A 13,965-nucleotide genomic window follows, 5' to 3' on the forward strand; every position below is an offset into this window, starting at 1 on the left:
TGGCGTACAGGAAGTCAAAAGCGCGTTATGATCGGGTTTCGCCGCTGTGTGCCCGCCCCGGAGTCTTCCGATGCTTCGCGCCTGCCTTGCCGTTGTGCTGCTGTCCTGCGTTGCCTCGCCCGTGCTGGCCCAGAACGGGCGCACTGCCGTGGCCGCGACCGCACCGGCAGCGTCGGGCAATCGCGCCGGCGAGTCCACCACCGGCGCGACGGCGGACAAGAGCAGTCCGGCGTCCGGCTATGGCCACGCCGCCGCACCGGCGACCAGCCAGGGCGGCGGTGGCGACGACGAAGGCGTGCTGCGACTGCGCGCGCCCAAGTGGAACAGCTTCCTGCCCGGGATGTTCCGCTGATCCAGCCGCTGTTGCGCTGGCTGCGCGGCCAGCCGCCCTCCCTCGATGACGCCCTCTGGCAGCAGGCCAGCGACGGCCTGCCGTGGGTCCGTGGCCTGCAGCCGTCCCAGCGCGAGACGCTGCGCGCCCTGGCGGCGCGCTTCCTCCATCAGAAGACGATCACGGCGCTGGGCGGCCTGGAGCTGGACGAGCATGCACGCGTGCAGCTGGCCGCGCTGTGCTGCCTGCCGCTGCTGGAGTTCGGCATCGGCGGGCTGCGCGGCTGGTCGCAGCTGATCGTGTACCCCGAGGCGTTCCGCGTGCAGCGCAGCCACGTCGATGCGGCCGGCGTGCTGCACGAGTGGGAGGACGAACTGGCCGGCGAATCCTGGGACAGCGGCCCGCTGATCCTGTCCTGGGCCGACGTCCAGGCCGATATCGAAGACCCGGCCGCCGGCTACTGCGTGGCCGTGCACGAGATGGCGCACAAGCTCGACGGCCTCAACGGCGTGCTCGACGGCAGCCCGCCCCTGCCCGGCAGCTGGCAGCGCGCCTGGGCCAAGGACTTCCAGCAGCACTACGACGCCCTGTGCCTGCGCGTGGACGCCGGCAAGCGCACCCGCATCGACGGCTATGCGGCCGAGTCGCCGGAGGAATTCTTCGCCGTGGTCAGCGAATACCACTTCTCCGCCCCGCAGGTGCTGCGCGAGGCGATGCCGGAAGTCGCCGAGCACTTGGTCAGGCTGTACGGCGCGCCGCCGGCGCTGTTCTAACGCCGCGGCGCGGCGGCGGGATTCGGGATTCGGGATTCGGGATTCGGGATTCGGGATTCGGGATTCGGGAATCGGGAATCGGGAATCGGGAATCGGGAATCGGGAATCGATCAGGAGCTTGCGGGCTCAGACCTCGCTTAGGAAGCTTGCTGCGTCGAGGGTGGTAGCACGGCAATAACAACAAGCCGTCATCAGCACAAACCCGTCATCCCCGCGAACGCGGGGATCCATGGACGTCCGTCCAGGTCGCGCAAGGTCCATGGGTTCCCGCTTTCGCGGGAACGACGGTAGGGAGTCGCCCGCGGCTGGTGATGTCCAACTCCGTCGCCCGCTCGGCGGCGAACAAGGAGGGTCGAAGTGGAAGACAGCCGTGACTTCCCAAGCTGCCTGCGCGCCTGGGCCGACTCACAGCCCCTCAGGCAGCTTCACCTCGAACCGCGCGCCGCCGAGCTCCTGCGAACGGCTGACGGTCAGTTCGCCGCGATAGCCGCGCACCAGGTCCTGCACGATCGACAGGCCGATGCCGTGGCCCTGCACGCGCTCGTCGCCGCGCACGCCGCGCTGCAGGATGTTGGCCACGTTGTCCTCGGCGATGCCCGGGCCATCGTCGTCCACCGCCAGCAGCAGACCGGCGCGACGATTGCCGGCCGAATTGATCGGCGCGACGGTCAGCAGCACGCGCGAGCGCGCCCACTTGAACGCGTTCTCCAGCAGGTTGCCCATCAGCTCCTGCAGGTCGCCCACCTCGCCGTGGAAGCGCGCGGACGGATCGATCTCGAACTCGCAGATCACGCCCTTGGCCGCGTAGACCTTCTCCAGCCCGCGCACGATCTGGTCGGCGTGCGGCTCGATGTCCACCGGCGCCGAGAACAACTTGTGGCCGGTGGAGGCCGCGCGCGCCAGCTGGTAGGACACCAGGTCGTTCATGCGCTTGAGCTGGACGTTGAGCTCCTCGCGCAGCGCATTGGCGTGCACGCCGTCGTCGAGCTGCGCGCGCAGCACCGCCAGCGGCGTCTTCAGGCTGTGCGCCAGGTCGGCCAGCGTGTTGCGCTGGCGATCCAGGTTCTCGCGCTCGGAATCGATGAAGGCGTTGATGCTCTCGGTCAGCGGCTCCAGCTCGCGCGGATGGTGCTCGGTCATGCCCTTGGCTTCACCGCGCTGGACCCGCTTGAGCTCGTTGATCACGCGCTGCAGCGGGCGCAGGCTCCAGTTGAGGATCAGCCCCTGCAGCAGCAGCAGCACCACACCCGCGCTGCCCAGATAGACCCACAGCGCATGGCGGAAGGTCTGCAGCTGCGAGTCGAGCACCTGCGTGTCTTCGAGCACGTAGATCGAATAGGAAAACTCGCTCTTGGGCCCGCGCGCGGCCCACACCGTGCCCAGGCCGAAGCGATAGATCGCGCCGTCGCGCCCGTCCAGCTGGACCATGTCCAGCGGGCCTTCGAAGACCTTGTCGTTGGGCTTGAGCATCTTGCCCTGCGGCAGATACGGGCCCAGGGTCGAATCCGACCCCCAGCCGGCCTCCGGATTGGGCAGCACGATCTGCGCATACAGCCCGCTGCCGGGCTGGCCGAAGCGCGGATCGATCACCGTCGCCGCGTCCGATGGATTAATCAGCGACCCGTCGCGGGCGAAGTCCACCTTGTTGGCGAACGAATACGCATAGCCTTCCAGCCGCCGCTGCAGGTTGTCCTCGGCCGTGGTGACGAAGGCGCGGTCCAGCGCCACGCCGGCCAGCGCGAGGAAGGCCACCAGGCCCACGCTGGCGGCCAGCAGCTGGCGCGCCCGCAGCGAGCGCGGGCGCCACCGGACGATGCGTTCGCGCCCTGCCGCCGGGGCCTGCGCGGAAGGCGCGGCCCCGGGCATCAGCCCTCGTTGCGCGGGATGGCGAAGCGGTAGCCGCGGCCGCGCACGGTTTCGATCGGCTTGAGCGCGCCGTCGGGATCGAGCTTCTTGCGCAGGCGGCCGATGAAGACCTCCAGCACGTTGGAGTCGCGGTCGAAGTCTTGCTGGTAGATGTGCTCGGTCAGGTCGGCCTTCGAGACCAGCTCGCCGGCGTGCATCATCAGATACTCCAGGACCTTGTACTCGTAGCTGGTCAGATCGACATTGCTGCCGTTGACGCTGACCGTTTGCGCGGCCAGGTCCAACGCGACCGGACCGCACTCCAGCGTGGGCTTGCTCCAGCCGGCGGCGCGGCGCAGCAGCGCGTTGACGCGGGCGAGCAGCTCCTCGACGTGGAAGGGCTTGACCAGGTAGTCGTCGGCGCCCTGCTTGAGGCCCTCGACCTTGTCCTGCCAGCTCGAACGCGCGGTCAGGATCAGCACCGGGAACTTCTTGCCCTCGTCGCGCAGCGCCTTGATCAACTCCATGCCCGACATCTTGGGCAGGCCCAGGTCGATGATGCCCACGTCGAACGGCACCTCGCGGCCCATGTAGAGGCCTTCCTCGCCGTCCTGCGCGGCATCGACGGCAAAGCCTTCGCGCTTCAGGCGAGCGGCCAGGGTTTCACGCAGCGGAGCTTCGTCTTCGACCAGCAGAATGCGCATGGAGTCTTCCTAACTGAAATGGGGACGTTGCTGAGTATCGGGTGGCAAGCTGAACGGCTCGCCATGCCGTTCAGCTTACGGGCGAGGGGGGTTAGGCCCGCGTGGACGCATCGGCGGGAAGTCGCCCCGTCCCGGGCCCGGATCGCCGCGACGCGTCTCGCGCCGGCTCATCGAATCGCTGTCCATGTAGCGCACGCGCCCGTCCTGATCCATCACCTTGACCCGCATGATGTCGCGGCCGTCGAACTGCACGCGCTCGGCGCCCAGCACACGCCCGCCGCTCTCGGCCTGGGCACGGCGCACCGCGTCGGCCGCGTCCAGGCGACCACCCGGGCCGCGCTGCAGGACCGGGGCGATGCCGGGATCGACCTGCGCCCACGCCGCAGACGTCACGCCGAGCAGGAGCGCGGCGGTTAAAAGGGCATCTAGAGCGCGTGAGCTGGTCATAACGGAATCGTAACGGCTATTCGCGCGGTGGGATGAACCGCGACCGACACTCCGGTGGCGAGGAAGGGGCCAGTCTTGGGGCGCCGCGGTGAATCCGTTCTGAATTTTCTGAACGGGGATGCGGACTCGTTCAGGCGCCGGGCCGGATCAGAAAAGCTCGCCCACACAGCACCTTAGCGAGCCGCCAGCGGCCTCGATGGCGGGGAGCGGCACGGACTGCACTTCCAGGCCGGCGGCCTCCAGCGCCGCCAGCGTCGACGGGCGCAGCGCCCGGTGCGCGGTGCGGCTCATCCACACCGAATCGGGCCTCAGGCTGATCGCATTGCCGGCGAAGGCCTGCTGCTCGGCCGCGTCCAGCCCGATCACGTGCGGACCGTACAGCGCCTGCAGCACCGCCAGCAGCGGTGTCGGGTTGGCGAAGCCGGCGGGGCTGACCAGCGCGGCGCGGCCGGCCAGCAGCGCCAGGACCACGTTGGTGTGGTACTCGCCCGGCGCCAGGTCGACCAGCAGCGTGGCGCGCAGGCCGAAGGCGGCGTGCATCAGCGCCGCGCCCTGTGCGTCGCAGCGTTCGGACAGCCCGCAGATGGCCAGGCCGCGCGCGCGGTCGATCACCAGCGACCCGGTCAGCTCGCACGGATGCAGCTGGGTCGAGAGGTCCTCCAGCGCATAACCGAGCACGTCGGTGAAGAAGGCCCGGATATCGCCGCGCGCGGCCTCGCGCTGGCGCACCGGATGACGCATGCGCCCGACGATCGCGCGGCCCGGCACGGTGGCGAAGACGTTGTTGGGAAACAGCGCGTCGGGCGTAGCCGCATCGCCGGCGAAGGCGATCACCGGCAGCTGCGCCGACAGCGCCTGATGCAGGGCGCGGTGCTCGGCCAGTGCCGCGGCCGCGTCGAAGCCCTCGCTCGCCATGTAGACATTGTCGCGGGCCGATTCCTCCGCACGGGCAAAGCCATCGGGCGACACCAGGAAAACGCCCCGCGCCGTGGCGGCGCCCCAGTCCGGCGCGAGCGTGCGCGCCAGGGCGAGGAAGGCCTGCGGATCGCGCGTGATCACCGGCGCACCGGCCTCAGGCGGCGGCGGTCAGCGGGGCGCCGGTGGCGGCCAGCGCGCGTTCGACCAGCGACCAGTCGGCGCCGGGGCGATGCGCACCTTCGCTCAGGATCTGGCGGAACTGGCGCCCGCCCGGCTGGCCGGCATACAGGCCCAGCACGTGGCGGGTGATGTGCTTGAGCGCGACACCGCGCGCCAGCGCCGCCTCGACGTAAGGGCGCAGCGCGCGCAGCAGTTCCTCGCGCGGGCGCACCTGCGTGCCGGCCAGCTGCGCATCGGCGCGATGCAGCAGGTAGGGATCGTGATAGGCCGCGCGGCCCAGCATCACCGCATCGACCTGCGTCAGGTGCGTGGCAATCGCCTCCAGGTCGGCGATGCCGCCATTGAGCGAGATCGTCAGCTGCGGACGCTCGCGCTTGAGCCGGTAGGCCCACTCGTAGCGCAGCGGCGGGATCTCGCGGTTCTCCTTGGGCGACAGGCCATCGAGCCAGGCCTTGCGCGCGTGGACGATGAAGTTGTCGCAGCCGGTCGCGGCGACCGTGTCGATGAAGCCGGCGAAGTGCGCGTAGTCCTCCAGCTCGTCTACGCCCAGGCGGCACTTGACCGTGACCGGGATGGACACCGCCGCGCGCATGGCGGCGATGCACTCGGCCACCAGCGCCGGCTCCTTCATCAGGCAGGCACCGAAGCGCCCGGCCTGCACCCGGTCGGAGGGACAGCCGACATTGAGGTTGACCTCGTCGTAGCCGTAGTCCTGCCCGATGCGCGCGGCCGCGGCCAGACGCTCGGGCTCGCTGCCGCCCAGCTGCAGCGCCACAGGATGCTCGGAGGCGTCATAGCCGAGCAGCCGCTCCCGATCGCCCTGCAGCACCGCATTGGCATGGACCATCTCGGTATAGAGCAAGGCGCCCGGCGCCAGCACCCGATGGAACGCCCGGCAATGGCGGTCTGTCCAGTCCATCATGGGCGCTACGGACAAGCGCGGATCCCGCGGCTTCTGATTTTTTAGTGCTTCATCGGACATGTCGACCACTTCGATTCCCTCTGCTACAGCGTTCTGACTCGGTTCCCCGCGCCGCTGTTCCCTGGTGCATGTCCGACGCTGCGCGGCCAAGCTGCATTCGCTCTGACGCCAGGCGGCAAGGATGTCTAAACCGAGCGACGCATGAGCGCTTGCGCTGCGTCACGGCGCTCCGATTTTACGCTGCTGGCCGGTACGGTTCGATTTTTTCCAGCGTCTCGGCCAACGCGTCGCGCGCCACGGCCGCGTCGTGGTCCATCTGTAGGCCCAGCCAGAATCCGACAGAGGTGCCGAAGTAGCGCGACAGGCGCAGGGCGGTGTCGGCGGTCACGCCGCGATTGCCGCCCACGATCTCGCCGATGCGCCGCTGCGGCACGCCGATGGCCTTGGCCAAACGGTACTGGGTGATGCCCATGGGCTCGAGAAACTCGTGTAGCAGGATCTCGCCCGGCTTGGGATAAGCGATGGTACGCATGGCGCCTCCTTTTAGTGATAGTCGACGATTTCGACGTTCGCCGGACCGGTCGGGGTCCAGACGAAGCACACCCGGTACTGGTCGTTGATGCGGATGCTGTGCTGGCCGCGACGATCGCCCTGTAACGCCTCCAGCCGGTTGGCGGGAGGAATACGCAGGTCATCCAGCACCGCTGCCGCGTTGAGCATTGCCAGCTTGCGCATCGCGACCGCTTCAACGTTGATCCAGCGCCGCACACGCCGGCCTTCGAAAAGGTGCTGGGTGTGCTTGTCGGCGAAGGACTGGATGGCCACATCGCTATAGTAACGAAACTCGTTACTAACGCAAGTCGTTACTCCGTGGCCGAGGCTACGAGGATGGCCAGTTGCCAAGCCGTCGTGTTCGCTCAGTCCAGCGGCCGGGCCCAGTGGGCGTAGCTGGTGCGCAGCAGGGTGCGCACGCTGCGATAGGGGATCGGCTTGCCCTTGCCGGTCAGGCGCTGGGCGACGCCCTGCCAGCCGTCGCTGTCGTCCTGGGTGCGGGCGCGCACCACGGTGCGGCAGGGCTGGGCCAGCGCCTTGGCCAGGGCGCAGGCGTAGTACACGTCGCCGGGCGCCCAGTTGGGCTGCTGCCCCAGTGCGACGACGTAGGCGCGCGGTACATCCAGGTAGCGCGCGATCTCGTCGACGAAGGCGTCGGGATAGCGCGGGGCGTAGGCCCCCAGATCGCGCAGCCGCGCATCGATCCAGGCATCGCCGGTGTCCGGAGCGTAGGCCGGCGTCGACGGGGGCGCGGCCTGCTGCGCGATCGCAGGCATGGCCGGCACCGCCAGCAGGGCCGCCGCGCAGACCAGCGCGCGCCAGTTCATGGCGCTTCGAGGCCGGACTCGATCCGGGCCAGCGCGCCGGGCAGTTCGCGCGCGTCCTGCACCTGGAGCAGGCGCGGGGTGTTCTCGGCCAGGTCGTGCTCGGCCTCGTGCGCCCAGGTCACGTGATACGGCATGTGGATGCCCCAACCGCCCAGGCCCACCACCGGCGCGATATCCGAGCGCAGCGAGTTGCCGATCATGGCGAAACGCTCGGGCCGCACGTCCAGTTCGTCGAGCACGCGCTGGTAGGTGGGCGTGTCCTTCTCCGACACCACCTCGATGCGGTGGAACAGATCCGACAGCCCGCACTTGACGATCTTGGCTTCCTGATGGAACAGGTCGCCCTTGGTGATCAGCACGATGCGGTGGCGCGCGGCGATGGCTTCCACGGCCGGGCGGATGCCGTCGATCAGTTCCACCGGATGATCCAGCGTAGCCCGACCGATGGCGATGATGTCCTGCACGTGCTGGGTGCTGATGCGCTGTGCGGTCAGCTCGATGGCCGCCTCGATCATCGACAGGGTCATGCCTTTGACGCCGTAGCCGAACACGCGCAGATTGCGCCGCTCGACCGCCAGCAGATGCTGCTGGGTACGGCGGTCGCCCAGGTCGATGTAGTGGCCGATGATCTGCTCGAACGCGGCCTCGGCCGCGCGGTAGTAGTCCTCGCTCTTCCACAGCGTGTCGTCGCCGTCGAAGCCGACCCAGTCGATCCGTGGCATGGCCACTCCTGTGAGACGTGAGCTGTACAGGATAGCGATGCCCAAGCAAAACGGGCGACCCGCAAGGGTCGCCCGTTCTGTTCGCCTGGGCCCGGCCGACGAGATGCCGGCCGGACTTGCGGTCGCCTGGGATCAGGCAGCCGGCTTGCTCTCCGGCGGCGTGGTCGTCTCGGCCGGGGCGGTGGTCTCGGCGGGCATGGTGGTCTCGGCCGGAGCCGAAGTCTCGGCCGGGGCGGTCGACTCGACCGGCGGGGTGGTGGTCTCGGCCGGGGCGGTGGATTCGACCGGAGTCGAGGCCGCCGGGGCGGTTTCGTCGGCCTTCGGGCCGCAGGCGGTCAGGGCGAGGGTGGCGGCCAGGGCGGCCGAGGCCAGCAGCGTGTTGCGGATCTTCATCAGAAAACTCCTTGGGTGCGGGACGCCGTGCGCGGATGCCGCGCGGACGCGAGGGGGTGGGCAGAACAGGTAAGGTGCGACCAGGCACCCGTGAAGGCGGCGCCTCTCGCGCATGAAACGCCGTCTTCACGCCGCGGTCAAGCGGAAAACGCGACGGCGTGCGGATTCTCGCCCGGCAGAACCTGGACGATGGGTCCGCTTATCGGCCGGGAGCCGGTTCGCCGGCGCCGGGCCCGTAGTGCTGGGTCACGAAGGCCTTGTACTCGTCCAGCGACACGGCGCCGTCGGCATTGGCGTCGACCTGGTCGAACACCTGCGACAGTCCGGCGTTGCCAGCCGCCTCGGCCTTGCTGATGGAGCCATCGTGGTTGGCATCCAGATCGTCCCAACGCTGCTGGCGCTGGTCGGGTGCCGCAGATGCGGCGGCGGCCGGCGCCGGTGTGGGCTGCTGCGACTGCGCCAATGCAGGCGCGACCAGGACGCTGCTGGACAGCAGCACCAGCGGGAACGCGTGGAATCGAAGACGCTTCATGCATGGGCACCTCTTTTGCATCGGAGACATGCGCCGTAGCACGGCACATGGCGCACACCCTGCGCGGGACGGCATGAACTCCACCGGTGCGACGAACCCACGACCAACGCGCCGTTAACCCGCCACACCGCGATCAGCGTTAGGCCCGTCGTTAGCGACGCGTGGGCAGAACGTCAGGCTGGCGTTGATCGCGTGACCGAGTCCGCGCGCTGTGCGCCTCGACGCGGCTCAAGCGGCGTTGCGCGCCGAGGAACGCGCGCTGAATCCCAGGCGCGACAGCACCACGCCGACCACCGCCCCGATGGCCTCCAGGGCCACACGCGTCCCCAGCGCGTCGGGATCGTGGATGCGCTGCAGGGCCAAGCGCGCGTACACCGGGGATTCCAGCTTGACCACGCCCAGCGAGAACAGATGCCAGGCGTCGATGCCCGCGCCGATCGCCACGGCGATCACGCAGCTCCAGCCGATGGCGTGAGAATGATGCAGCCCGGTGCGCGCGGCGATGGCATGCCAGACCGCGTACACCAGCAGGCCGATGACGACGGCGATGGCACCGGCTTCCAGGGCGCCAAGCAGGCCAAAATGCAGCGGCAGATTCATGGGGTGGGGACGCGATACGGGACTGGAGTCACTGTAGCAGCGCCAGGCCGCCGGTCAGGCGTCGTTCTCCGCGCGCGCGGCGATCTGTGCCTCGCCTTCTTCGTCCAGGCGCAGGGCGATGGCGATCGGGCGGCAGCACACCTGGCAGTCCTCGATGTAGTCGGCATCGCCGGCCGAGGCGTCCACGGCGATCTCCAAGGGCTCGCCGCAGTACGGGCAGTGGATCAGCTGGAAGTCGAGCATCTGGCGTGGCTCAGGACACGGTGGGCGGCGGCGGTGGGGCGACCGGCGCATGCTCACGCAGCGTGCGCATGCGCAGCCACAGCCCGCCCACGTGCACCAGCGAGTACATCACCAGCGCCGCGGCCATGCCCAGCGTCAACGGACTGGCCTGCGAGCCGGCCATGGCGGCACCGCCGGCGAAGGCGCCGCTGGCCCAGCGAAACGCCAGCCGCCCCAGCAGCAGGACCATCAGCAGCGCGCCGATCCAGGGGTTGGGCGTGTACCAGCCCTGCCCGTCGCGCCATTCGCTGTGCGTATGCCGCAGCGCCAGCAGGCCCAGCCCGGCGCCGGCCAGGGCGCCCAGCACCAGCCCCGGCGCCACGTGCGGAATCAGGAAACCCAGCACGATCAGCAGCACCGTGACCAGCGCCAGCATCCCCAGGCGGATCCCCGCGCGCACCGGTCGCCAGGGCTGGCGCCCGAAGCTGCGGCGCATGCGCCGGTAGTACAGGAAGGCGATCGCCACCATGGGCAGGTACGGCGTCAGCGGCGACACGGCGTGGGCGGGCATGGGCGAGATTCCTGGCGAGGGCAGGACGCAGCGTGGAACCCGGGGACCTGCCGCGCAAGATGCCAAGTGTCACTTCTTGCGCGTGGGCGGCTGGCGCGACGGCGCCGGTGACGAACCGGTCAGCCTGACGCGGCCTGAACAACTGCGCGCCGGCCAGCGGTTACAACCGCGATTCCGCGCCTCAGCGCACTTCGAGAGCTTCGCGCCATGCCGCTTCCCCATCGTCTGCGCCTGGCCCTGCTGTCCACCCTGCTGGCGGTGGCCGCCTGCAGCGGCGCGGTGGCGCCCGAGGCGGCCTCTGGCGCCCTGCCCTTCACCGCTACGCCGGTGCACCGCTTCGACGAGCCCTGGGCGATGGCCTTCCTGCCGGATGGGCGCCTGCTGGTGACCGAGAAGCGCGGCCAGCTGCAGCTGTTCGACTTCAAGACCGGCAAGGCCACCCGGATTTCCGGCGTGCCCGAGGTCGCCTATGGCGGCCAGGGCGGGTTCGGCGACGTGCTGCCGCACCCGCAGTTCGCGCAGAACCACTGGGTGTATCTGAGTTATGCGGAGGCCGGCGAAGGCGACACCCGCGGCGGCGCGGTCGCGCGCGCCAAGCTGGTGCTGGACGCGGCCGGCGGCGGTGCGCTGCAGGACCTGCAGGTGATCTGGCGCCAGGTGCCCAAGGTCAGCGGCCAGGGGCATTACGGGCATCGGCTGGCGTTCGACCGCGACGGCAAGCTGTGGATCAGCTCCAGCGAACGGCAGAAGTTCGACCCGGCCCAGGACATGGCCAGCAACCTGGGCAAGATCATCCGGCTCAACGACGACGGCAGCGTGCCGCCGGACAATCCCTTCGCCGCCCAGGGCGGCGTGGCCGCGCAGGTCTGGTCGCTGGGCCACCGCAACATCCTGGGTCTGGCCTTCGACGCGCAGGGCCGGCTGTGGGAACATGAGATGGGCCCCAAGGGCGGCGACGAGCTCAACCTGGTCGAGCGCGGCGCCAACTACGGCTATCCGATCGTCTCCAACGGCGACCACTACGATGGGCGCCCGATCCCGGACCATGCCACGCGCCCGGAGTTCGCCGCGCCCAAGATCACCTGGACGCCGGTGATCTCGCCGGCGGGCTTCGTGATCTATTCGGGCAGCCTGTTCCCGGACTGGAAGGGCGACGGCTTCATCGGCGGGCTCTCCTCGCAGGCGCTGGTGCGGGTGGAATTCAACGGCACGCAGGCCCATGAGGCCGAGCGCTATGACATGGGCCAGCGCCTCCGTGAGATCGAGCAGGGGCCGGACGGCGCCCTGTACCTGCTGGAAGACGGCGAGGACGCCGGCGCCGGACACCTGATCAAGCTCACCCCGAAGGCGTGAGCCCCGTGGCAGGCGCGGGCCGCGGCACCGCGTCGGCCGGGCGCAGCGGCGCGGTGCCCAGCGCCTGCCGGTAACGCGCCAGCAGCGCCTCGACCTTGTCGACATAGGCGCGCGTCTCCGCGTAAGGCGGCACGCCGTCGTAGCGTTCCACCGCGCCGACGCCGGCGTTGTAGGCGGCCAGCGCGCGCGTGCGGTCGCCGTCGTAGCGGCGCAGCAGCCAGCGCAGGTGGCGCGCGCCGGCGGCGATGGACTGCGCGGGCGAGAACGGATCGGCCACGCCGTAATCGCGCTGGGTGCCCGGCAGCAGCTGCATCACGCCCTGCGCGCCCTTGGGCGACACCGCGGCGGCATCGAAGCCGCTTTCGGCATGGGCGATGGCGCGCAGCAGCGCGTCCTCGACCTGATTGCGCCTGGCCGCGGCGGCGAACAGCTTGGGCCAGGCATCCAGCCTGGGCGTGCCGACCTGGCCAAGGCCGGCGTGCGCCGGCTCGCCCGGCGGCGTGGCCACGGTGAAGCGCAGGTACGGCACCGCACCGGGCAGCTTGCGCGTGCCGTAGACCTTGACCCCGTCCTGCTCGCGCTCGTACAGGGTGCCGCTGAAGACGCCCATGCGTCCCCACAGGTCGGGCGTCTGCACGGCGTTGTCGTCCAGTTGCACCGCCTCGCACCTGGAGCCTGGCTCGGGTGCGGTGGACAGGCTCAGCGTGCCCTCGCGCACGCAGCGATAGACCGTGCGCGCCAGCGCCGGCGGCGAAACGATCAGGCACAGCAGGAGCAGGGCGAGCGCGCGCATGGCGCGCGAGTATGGCCAGTGCGCGTCAGCGGTGCGTGTTGGCCGAAGCGTCGGCCCGCCCCAGCCGTCGTTCCCGCGAGCGCGGGAACGCAGCGCTTTGGGGGGCTTCTCTCGGGACACATCCAGGCTCCCGCGGAAAGCGGGAACCCCGGGCTTGAACCGCGCTTACTCCTTGGTGATGCGATGCCCGCCGAAGCCGTTGCGCATCGCCGCCAGCAGCTTGTCGGCGAAGGAGTCCTTCTCGCGCGAGCGCAGGCGCTCGAGTAGGGACAGGGTGATCACCGGCGCGGACACGTCCAGGTCCAGCGCCTCCTTGGCGGTCCAGCGGCCCTCGCCGGAGTCCTCCACGTAGGGCGCGATGCCGGCCATGGTCGGGTTCTGCTTCAGCGCATCGGCGGTCAGGTCCAGTAGCCAGGAGCGCACCACCGAGCCGGTCTGCCAGATCTGCGCAACCTGGTGCAGATCGAGCTTGAAATCGGCCTTGCGCTCGAGGATGGCGAAGCCCTCGGCATAGGCCTGCATCATTCCGTACTCGACGCCGTTGTGGACCATCTTGGTGAAGTGGCCGGCGCCGGTCGGGCCGACATGGCCCCAGCCGGTGGTCGGCGACGGCGCCAGGGTTTCGAAGATCGGCTTGAGCAGGGCCAGCGCGTCGTCGGCGCCGCCGACCATCATGCTGTAGCCCTCGGTCAGGCCCCACACGCCGCCGCTGGTGCCGCAGTCGACGTAGTGCAGGCCGGCCTCCTGCAGGCGCTGGGCGCGGCGCAAGGTGTCCTGGTAGAACGAGTTGCCGCCGTCGATGACGATGTCGCCCTTGGCCAGCAGCGGCAGCAGCGTGTCCAGGGTGTCGTCGACGATCTTGCCGGCCGGCACCATCAGCCAGACCACGCGCGGCGCGGACAGACCGGCGACCAGGGCCTGCAGCGAGTCAGCCGGGGTGATGCCCTGGGCCGCGACGCGCTGACGCGCCTCGGGCGATGGATCGAAGCCGCTGACCGTATGGCCGCCCTGCGCCAGCCGCTGCGCCATGTTGGCCCCCATCCTGCCCAGTCCGACCATACCCAGTTCCATCAGCGTGTCCTCTTTCGATGCCAGGCGCGTATGCGCGAAGACGACAAGGATAGGTCGCCTCCGTGAGCGGCGGGTATGCGGACGATGGCAGGGCCCGCACCGCATCGTTGCAGTGGCGGGCGGAAGGTGGCGTCGGGTGGCGTGTGCGGCATCGCTTCTTCCCCCTCCCTTTGGCCGCAGGCCAAGGGGAGCTCGAAGTCGCGGCTAGC

19 protein-coding genes are annotated in these 13,965 nt (G+C 69.8%); 3 read left to right on the forward strand and 16 right to left on the reverse strand.

The genetic code is table 11. The features are described 5' to 3' along the window. Positions 1-70 precede the first annotated feature (70 nt). Both EAT51_RS17405 and EAT51_RS17410 read left to right on the forward strand, forming a co-directional pair. Positions 71-352, forward strand: a complete 282-nt coding sequence (locus tag EAT51_RS17405; protein WP_130516336.1) for a hypothetical protein — start codon at positions 71-73, stop codon at positions 350-352. Further along, positions 319-1,104 carry a M90 family metallopeptidase gene (locus EAT51_RS17410; protein WP_205953497.1) on the forward strand — a complete coding sequence of 262 codons (786 nt, stop codon included), beginning with the start codon at positions 319-321 and terminating at the stop codon, positions 1,102-1,104. Before EAT51_RS17405 ends, EAT51_RS17410 begins: the two co-directional genes overlap by 34 nt. A gap of 405 nt (positions 1,105-1,509) precedes the next feature. On the opposite strand, the gene EAT51_RS17415 is transcribed toward EAT51_RS17410, so the two are convergent. The 14 genes from EAT51_RS17415 to EAT51_RS17480 form a co-directional block, all read right to left on the reverse strand. Beyond that, positions 1,510-2,970, reverse strand: coding sequence for an ATP-binding protein (locus tag EAT51_RS17415; RefSeq protein ID WP_130516332.1), 1,461 nt, complete (start codon positions 2,968-2,970; stop codon positions 1,510-1,512). Beyond that, on the reverse strand, positions 2,970-3,653 hold the full coding sequence (locus tag EAT51_RS17420) for a response regulator transcription factor (RefSeq protein WP_130516330.1): 684 nt from the start codon (positions 3,651-3,653) through the stop codon (positions 2,970-2,972). The genes EAT51_RS17415 and EAT51_RS17420 overlap by 1 nt, the downstream gene beginning before the upstream one ends. A gap of 75 nt (positions 3,654-3,728) precedes the next feature. Next, entirely contained in the window at positions 3,729-4,100 is a 372-nt protein-coding gene (locus EAT51_RS17425) for a PepSY domain-containing protein (protein WP_130516328.1), read from the reverse strand. 147 nt (positions 4,101-4,247) lie between these two features. Beyond that, a complete protein-coding gene (locus EAT51_RS17430; RefSeq protein ID WP_130516326.1) occupies positions 4,248-5,159 on the reverse strand; it encodes an arginine deiminase-related protein in 912 nt (303 codons plus the stop codon). Between the two features lie 13 nt (positions 5,160-5,172). Next, on the reverse strand, positions 5,173-6,180 hold the full coding sequence (dusA, locus tag EAT51_RS17435; RefSeq protein ID WP_130561856.1) for a tRNA dihydrouridine(20/20a) synthase DusA: 1,008 nt from the start codon (positions 6,178-6,180) through the stop codon (positions 5,173-5,175). A gap of 175 nt (positions 6,181-6,355) precedes the next feature. Next, positions 6,356-6,652, reverse strand: a complete 297-nt coding sequence (locus EAT51_RS17440; protein ID WP_130516322.1) for a HigA family addiction module antitoxin — start codon at positions 6,650-6,652, stop codon at positions 6,356-6,358. Between the two features lie 11 nt (positions 6,653-6,663). Further along, positions 6,664-6,945 (reverse strand): type II toxin-antitoxin system RelE/ParE family toxin, encoded by a 282-nt coding sequence (locus EAT51_RS17445; RefSeq protein ID WP_130516320.1) that lies wholly within the window; start codon positions 6,943-6,945, stop codon positions 6,664-6,666. A gap of 92 nt (positions 6,946-7,037) precedes the next feature. Continuing rightward, positions 7,038-7,499, reverse strand: a complete 462-nt coding sequence (locus tag EAT51_RS17450) for a hypothetical protein (protein ID WP_130516318.1) — start codon at positions 7,497-7,499, stop codon at positions 7,038-7,040. Further along, entirely contained in the window at positions 7,496-8,221 is a 726-nt protein-coding gene (locus EAT51_RS17455) for an HAD family hydrolase (protein ID WP_130516316.1), read from the reverse strand. The genes EAT51_RS17450 and EAT51_RS17455 overlap by 4 nt, the downstream gene beginning before the upstream one ends. Positions 8,222-8,353: 132 nt before the next feature. After that, entirely contained in the window at positions 8,354-8,614 is a 261-nt protein-coding gene (locus tag EAT51_RS17460; protein WP_130516314.1) for a hypothetical protein, read from the reverse strand. A 199-nt stretch (positions 8,615-8,813) separates the two neighbouring features. Continuing rightward, complete coding sequence (locus tag EAT51_RS17465) at positions 8,814-9,146, reverse strand: EF-hand domain-containing protein (protein ID WP_130516312.1); 333 nt, start codon at positions 9,144-9,146, stop codon at positions 8,814-8,816. 228 nt (positions 9,147-9,374) lie between these two features. After that, positions 9,375-9,746 (reverse strand): hypothetical protein, encoded by a 372-nt coding sequence (locus EAT51_RS17470; protein WP_130516310.1) that lies wholly within the window; start codon positions 9,744-9,746, stop codon positions 9,375-9,377. Positions 9,747-9,800: 54 nt separating this feature from the next. Next, entirely contained in the window at positions 9,801-9,989 is a 189-nt protein-coding gene (locus EAT51_RS17475) for a CPXCG motif-containing cysteine-rich protein (protein WP_130516308.1), read from the reverse strand. A gap of 10 nt (positions 9,990-9,999) precedes the next feature. Beyond that, on the reverse strand, positions 10,000-10,539 hold the full coding sequence (locus EAT51_RS17480; RefSeq protein WP_130516306.1) for a CcdC protein domain-containing protein: 540 nt from the start codon (positions 10,537-10,539) through the stop codon (positions 10,000-10,002). Positions 10,540-10,746: 207 nt separating this feature from the next. On the opposite strand from EAT51_RS17480, the gene EAT51_RS17485 reads away from it, so the two are divergent. Further along, positions 10,747-11,892 carry a PQQ-dependent sugar dehydrogenase gene (locus EAT51_RS17485; protein WP_130516304.1) on the forward strand — a complete coding sequence of 382 codons (1,146 nt, stop codon included), beginning with the start codon at positions 10,747-10,749 and terminating at the stop codon, positions 11,890-11,892. Here the strand turns inward: EAT51_RS17485 and EAT51_RS17490 are convergent. Continuing rightward, on the reverse strand, positions 11,876-12,685 hold the full coding sequence (locus EAT51_RS17490; protein WP_130516302.1) for a lytic transglycosylase domain-containing protein: 810 nt from the start codon (positions 12,683-12,685) through the stop codon (positions 11,876-11,878). The genes EAT51_RS17485 and EAT51_RS17490 overlap by 17 nt on opposite strands. A gap of 165 nt (positions 12,686-12,850) precedes the next feature. After that, on the reverse strand, positions 12,851-13,861 hold the full coding sequence (gene gnd, locus EAT51_RS17495; RefSeq protein WP_425478229.1) for a phosphogluconate dehydrogenase (NAD(+)-dependent, decarboxylating): 1,011 nt from the start codon (positions 13,859-13,861) through the stop codon (positions 12,851-12,853). Positions 13,862-13,965 lie beyond the last annotated feature (104 nt).

The organism is Pseudoxanthomonas winnipegensis (assembly GCF_004283755.1).
GTDB lineage: Bacteria > Pseudomonadota > Gammaproteobacteria > Xanthomonadales > Xanthomonadaceae > Pseudoxanthomonas_A > Pseudoxanthomonas_A winnipegensis.

Excerpts from the sequence above, each read along its gene's own strand:
- EAT51_RS17455 (WP_130516316.1), bottom strand. The coding sequence starts at position 8,221 with ATGCCACGGATCGACTGGGTCGGCTTCGACGGCGACGACACGCTGTGG.
- EAT51_RS17420 (WP_130516330.1), bottom strand. The coding sequence starts at position 3,653 with ATGCGCATTCTGCTGGTCGAAGACGAAGCTCCGCTGCGTGAAACCCTG.
- EAT51_RS17470 (WP_130516310.1), bottom strand. The coding sequence starts at position 9,746 with ATGAATCTGCCGCTGCATTTTGGCCTGCTTGGCGCCCTGGAAGCCGGT.
- EAT51_RS17485 (WP_130516304.1), top strand. The coding sequence starts at position 10,747 with ATGCCGCTTCCCCATCGTCTGCGCCTGGCCCTGCTGTCCACCCTGCTG.
- EAT51_RS17450 (WP_130516318.1), bottom strand. The coding sequence starts at position 7,499 with ATGAACTGGCGCGCGCTGGTCTGCGCGGCGGCCCTGCTGGCGGTGCCG.
- EAT51_RS17465 (WP_130516312.1), bottom strand. The coding sequence starts at position 9,146 with ATGAAGCGTCTTCGATTCCACGCGTTCCCGCTGGTGCTGCTGTCCAGC.
- EAT51_RS17490 (WP_130516302.1), bottom strand. The coding sequence starts at position 12,685 with ATGCGCGCGCTCGCCCTGCTCCTGCTGTGCCTGATCGTTTCGCCGCCG.
- EAT51_RS17415 (WP_130516332.1), bottom strand. The coding sequence starts at position 2,970 with ATGCCCGGGGCCGCGCCTTCCGCGCAGGCCCCGGCGGCAGGGCGCGAA.
- EAT51_RS17480 (WP_130516306.1), bottom strand. The coding sequence starts at position 10,539 with ATGCCCGCCCACGCCGTGTCGCCGCTGACGCCGTACCTGCCCATGGTG.
- EAT51_RS17440 (WP_130516322.1), bottom strand. The coding sequence starts at position 6,652 with ATGCGTACCATCGCTTATCCCAAGCCGGGCGAGATCCTGCTACACGAG.
- EAT51_RS17460 (WP_130516314.1), bottom strand. The coding sequence starts at position 8,614 with ATGAAGATCCGCAACACGCTGCTGGCCTCGGCCGCCCTGGCCGCCACC.
- EAT51_RS17405 (WP_130516336.1), top strand. The coding sequence starts at position 71 with ATGCTTCGCGCCTGCCTTGCCGTTGTGCTGCTGTCCTGCGTTGCCTCG.
- EAT51_RS17475 (WP_130516308.1), bottom strand. The coding sequence starts at position 9,989 with ATGCTCGACTTCCAGCTGATCCACTGCCCGTACTGCGGCGAGCCCTTG.
- dusA (WP_130561856.1), bottom strand. The coding sequence starts at position 6,180 with ATGTCCGATGAAGCACTAAAAAATCAGAAGCCGCGGGATCCGCGCTTG.
- EAT51_RS17425 (WP_130516328.1), bottom strand. The coding sequence starts at position 4,100 with ATGACCAGCTCACGCGCTCTAGATGCCCTTTTAACCGCCGCGCTCCTG.
- gnd (WP_425478229.1), bottom strand. The coding sequence starts at position 13,861 with ATGCGGTGCGGGCCCTGCCATCGTCCGCATACCCGCCGCTCACGGAGG.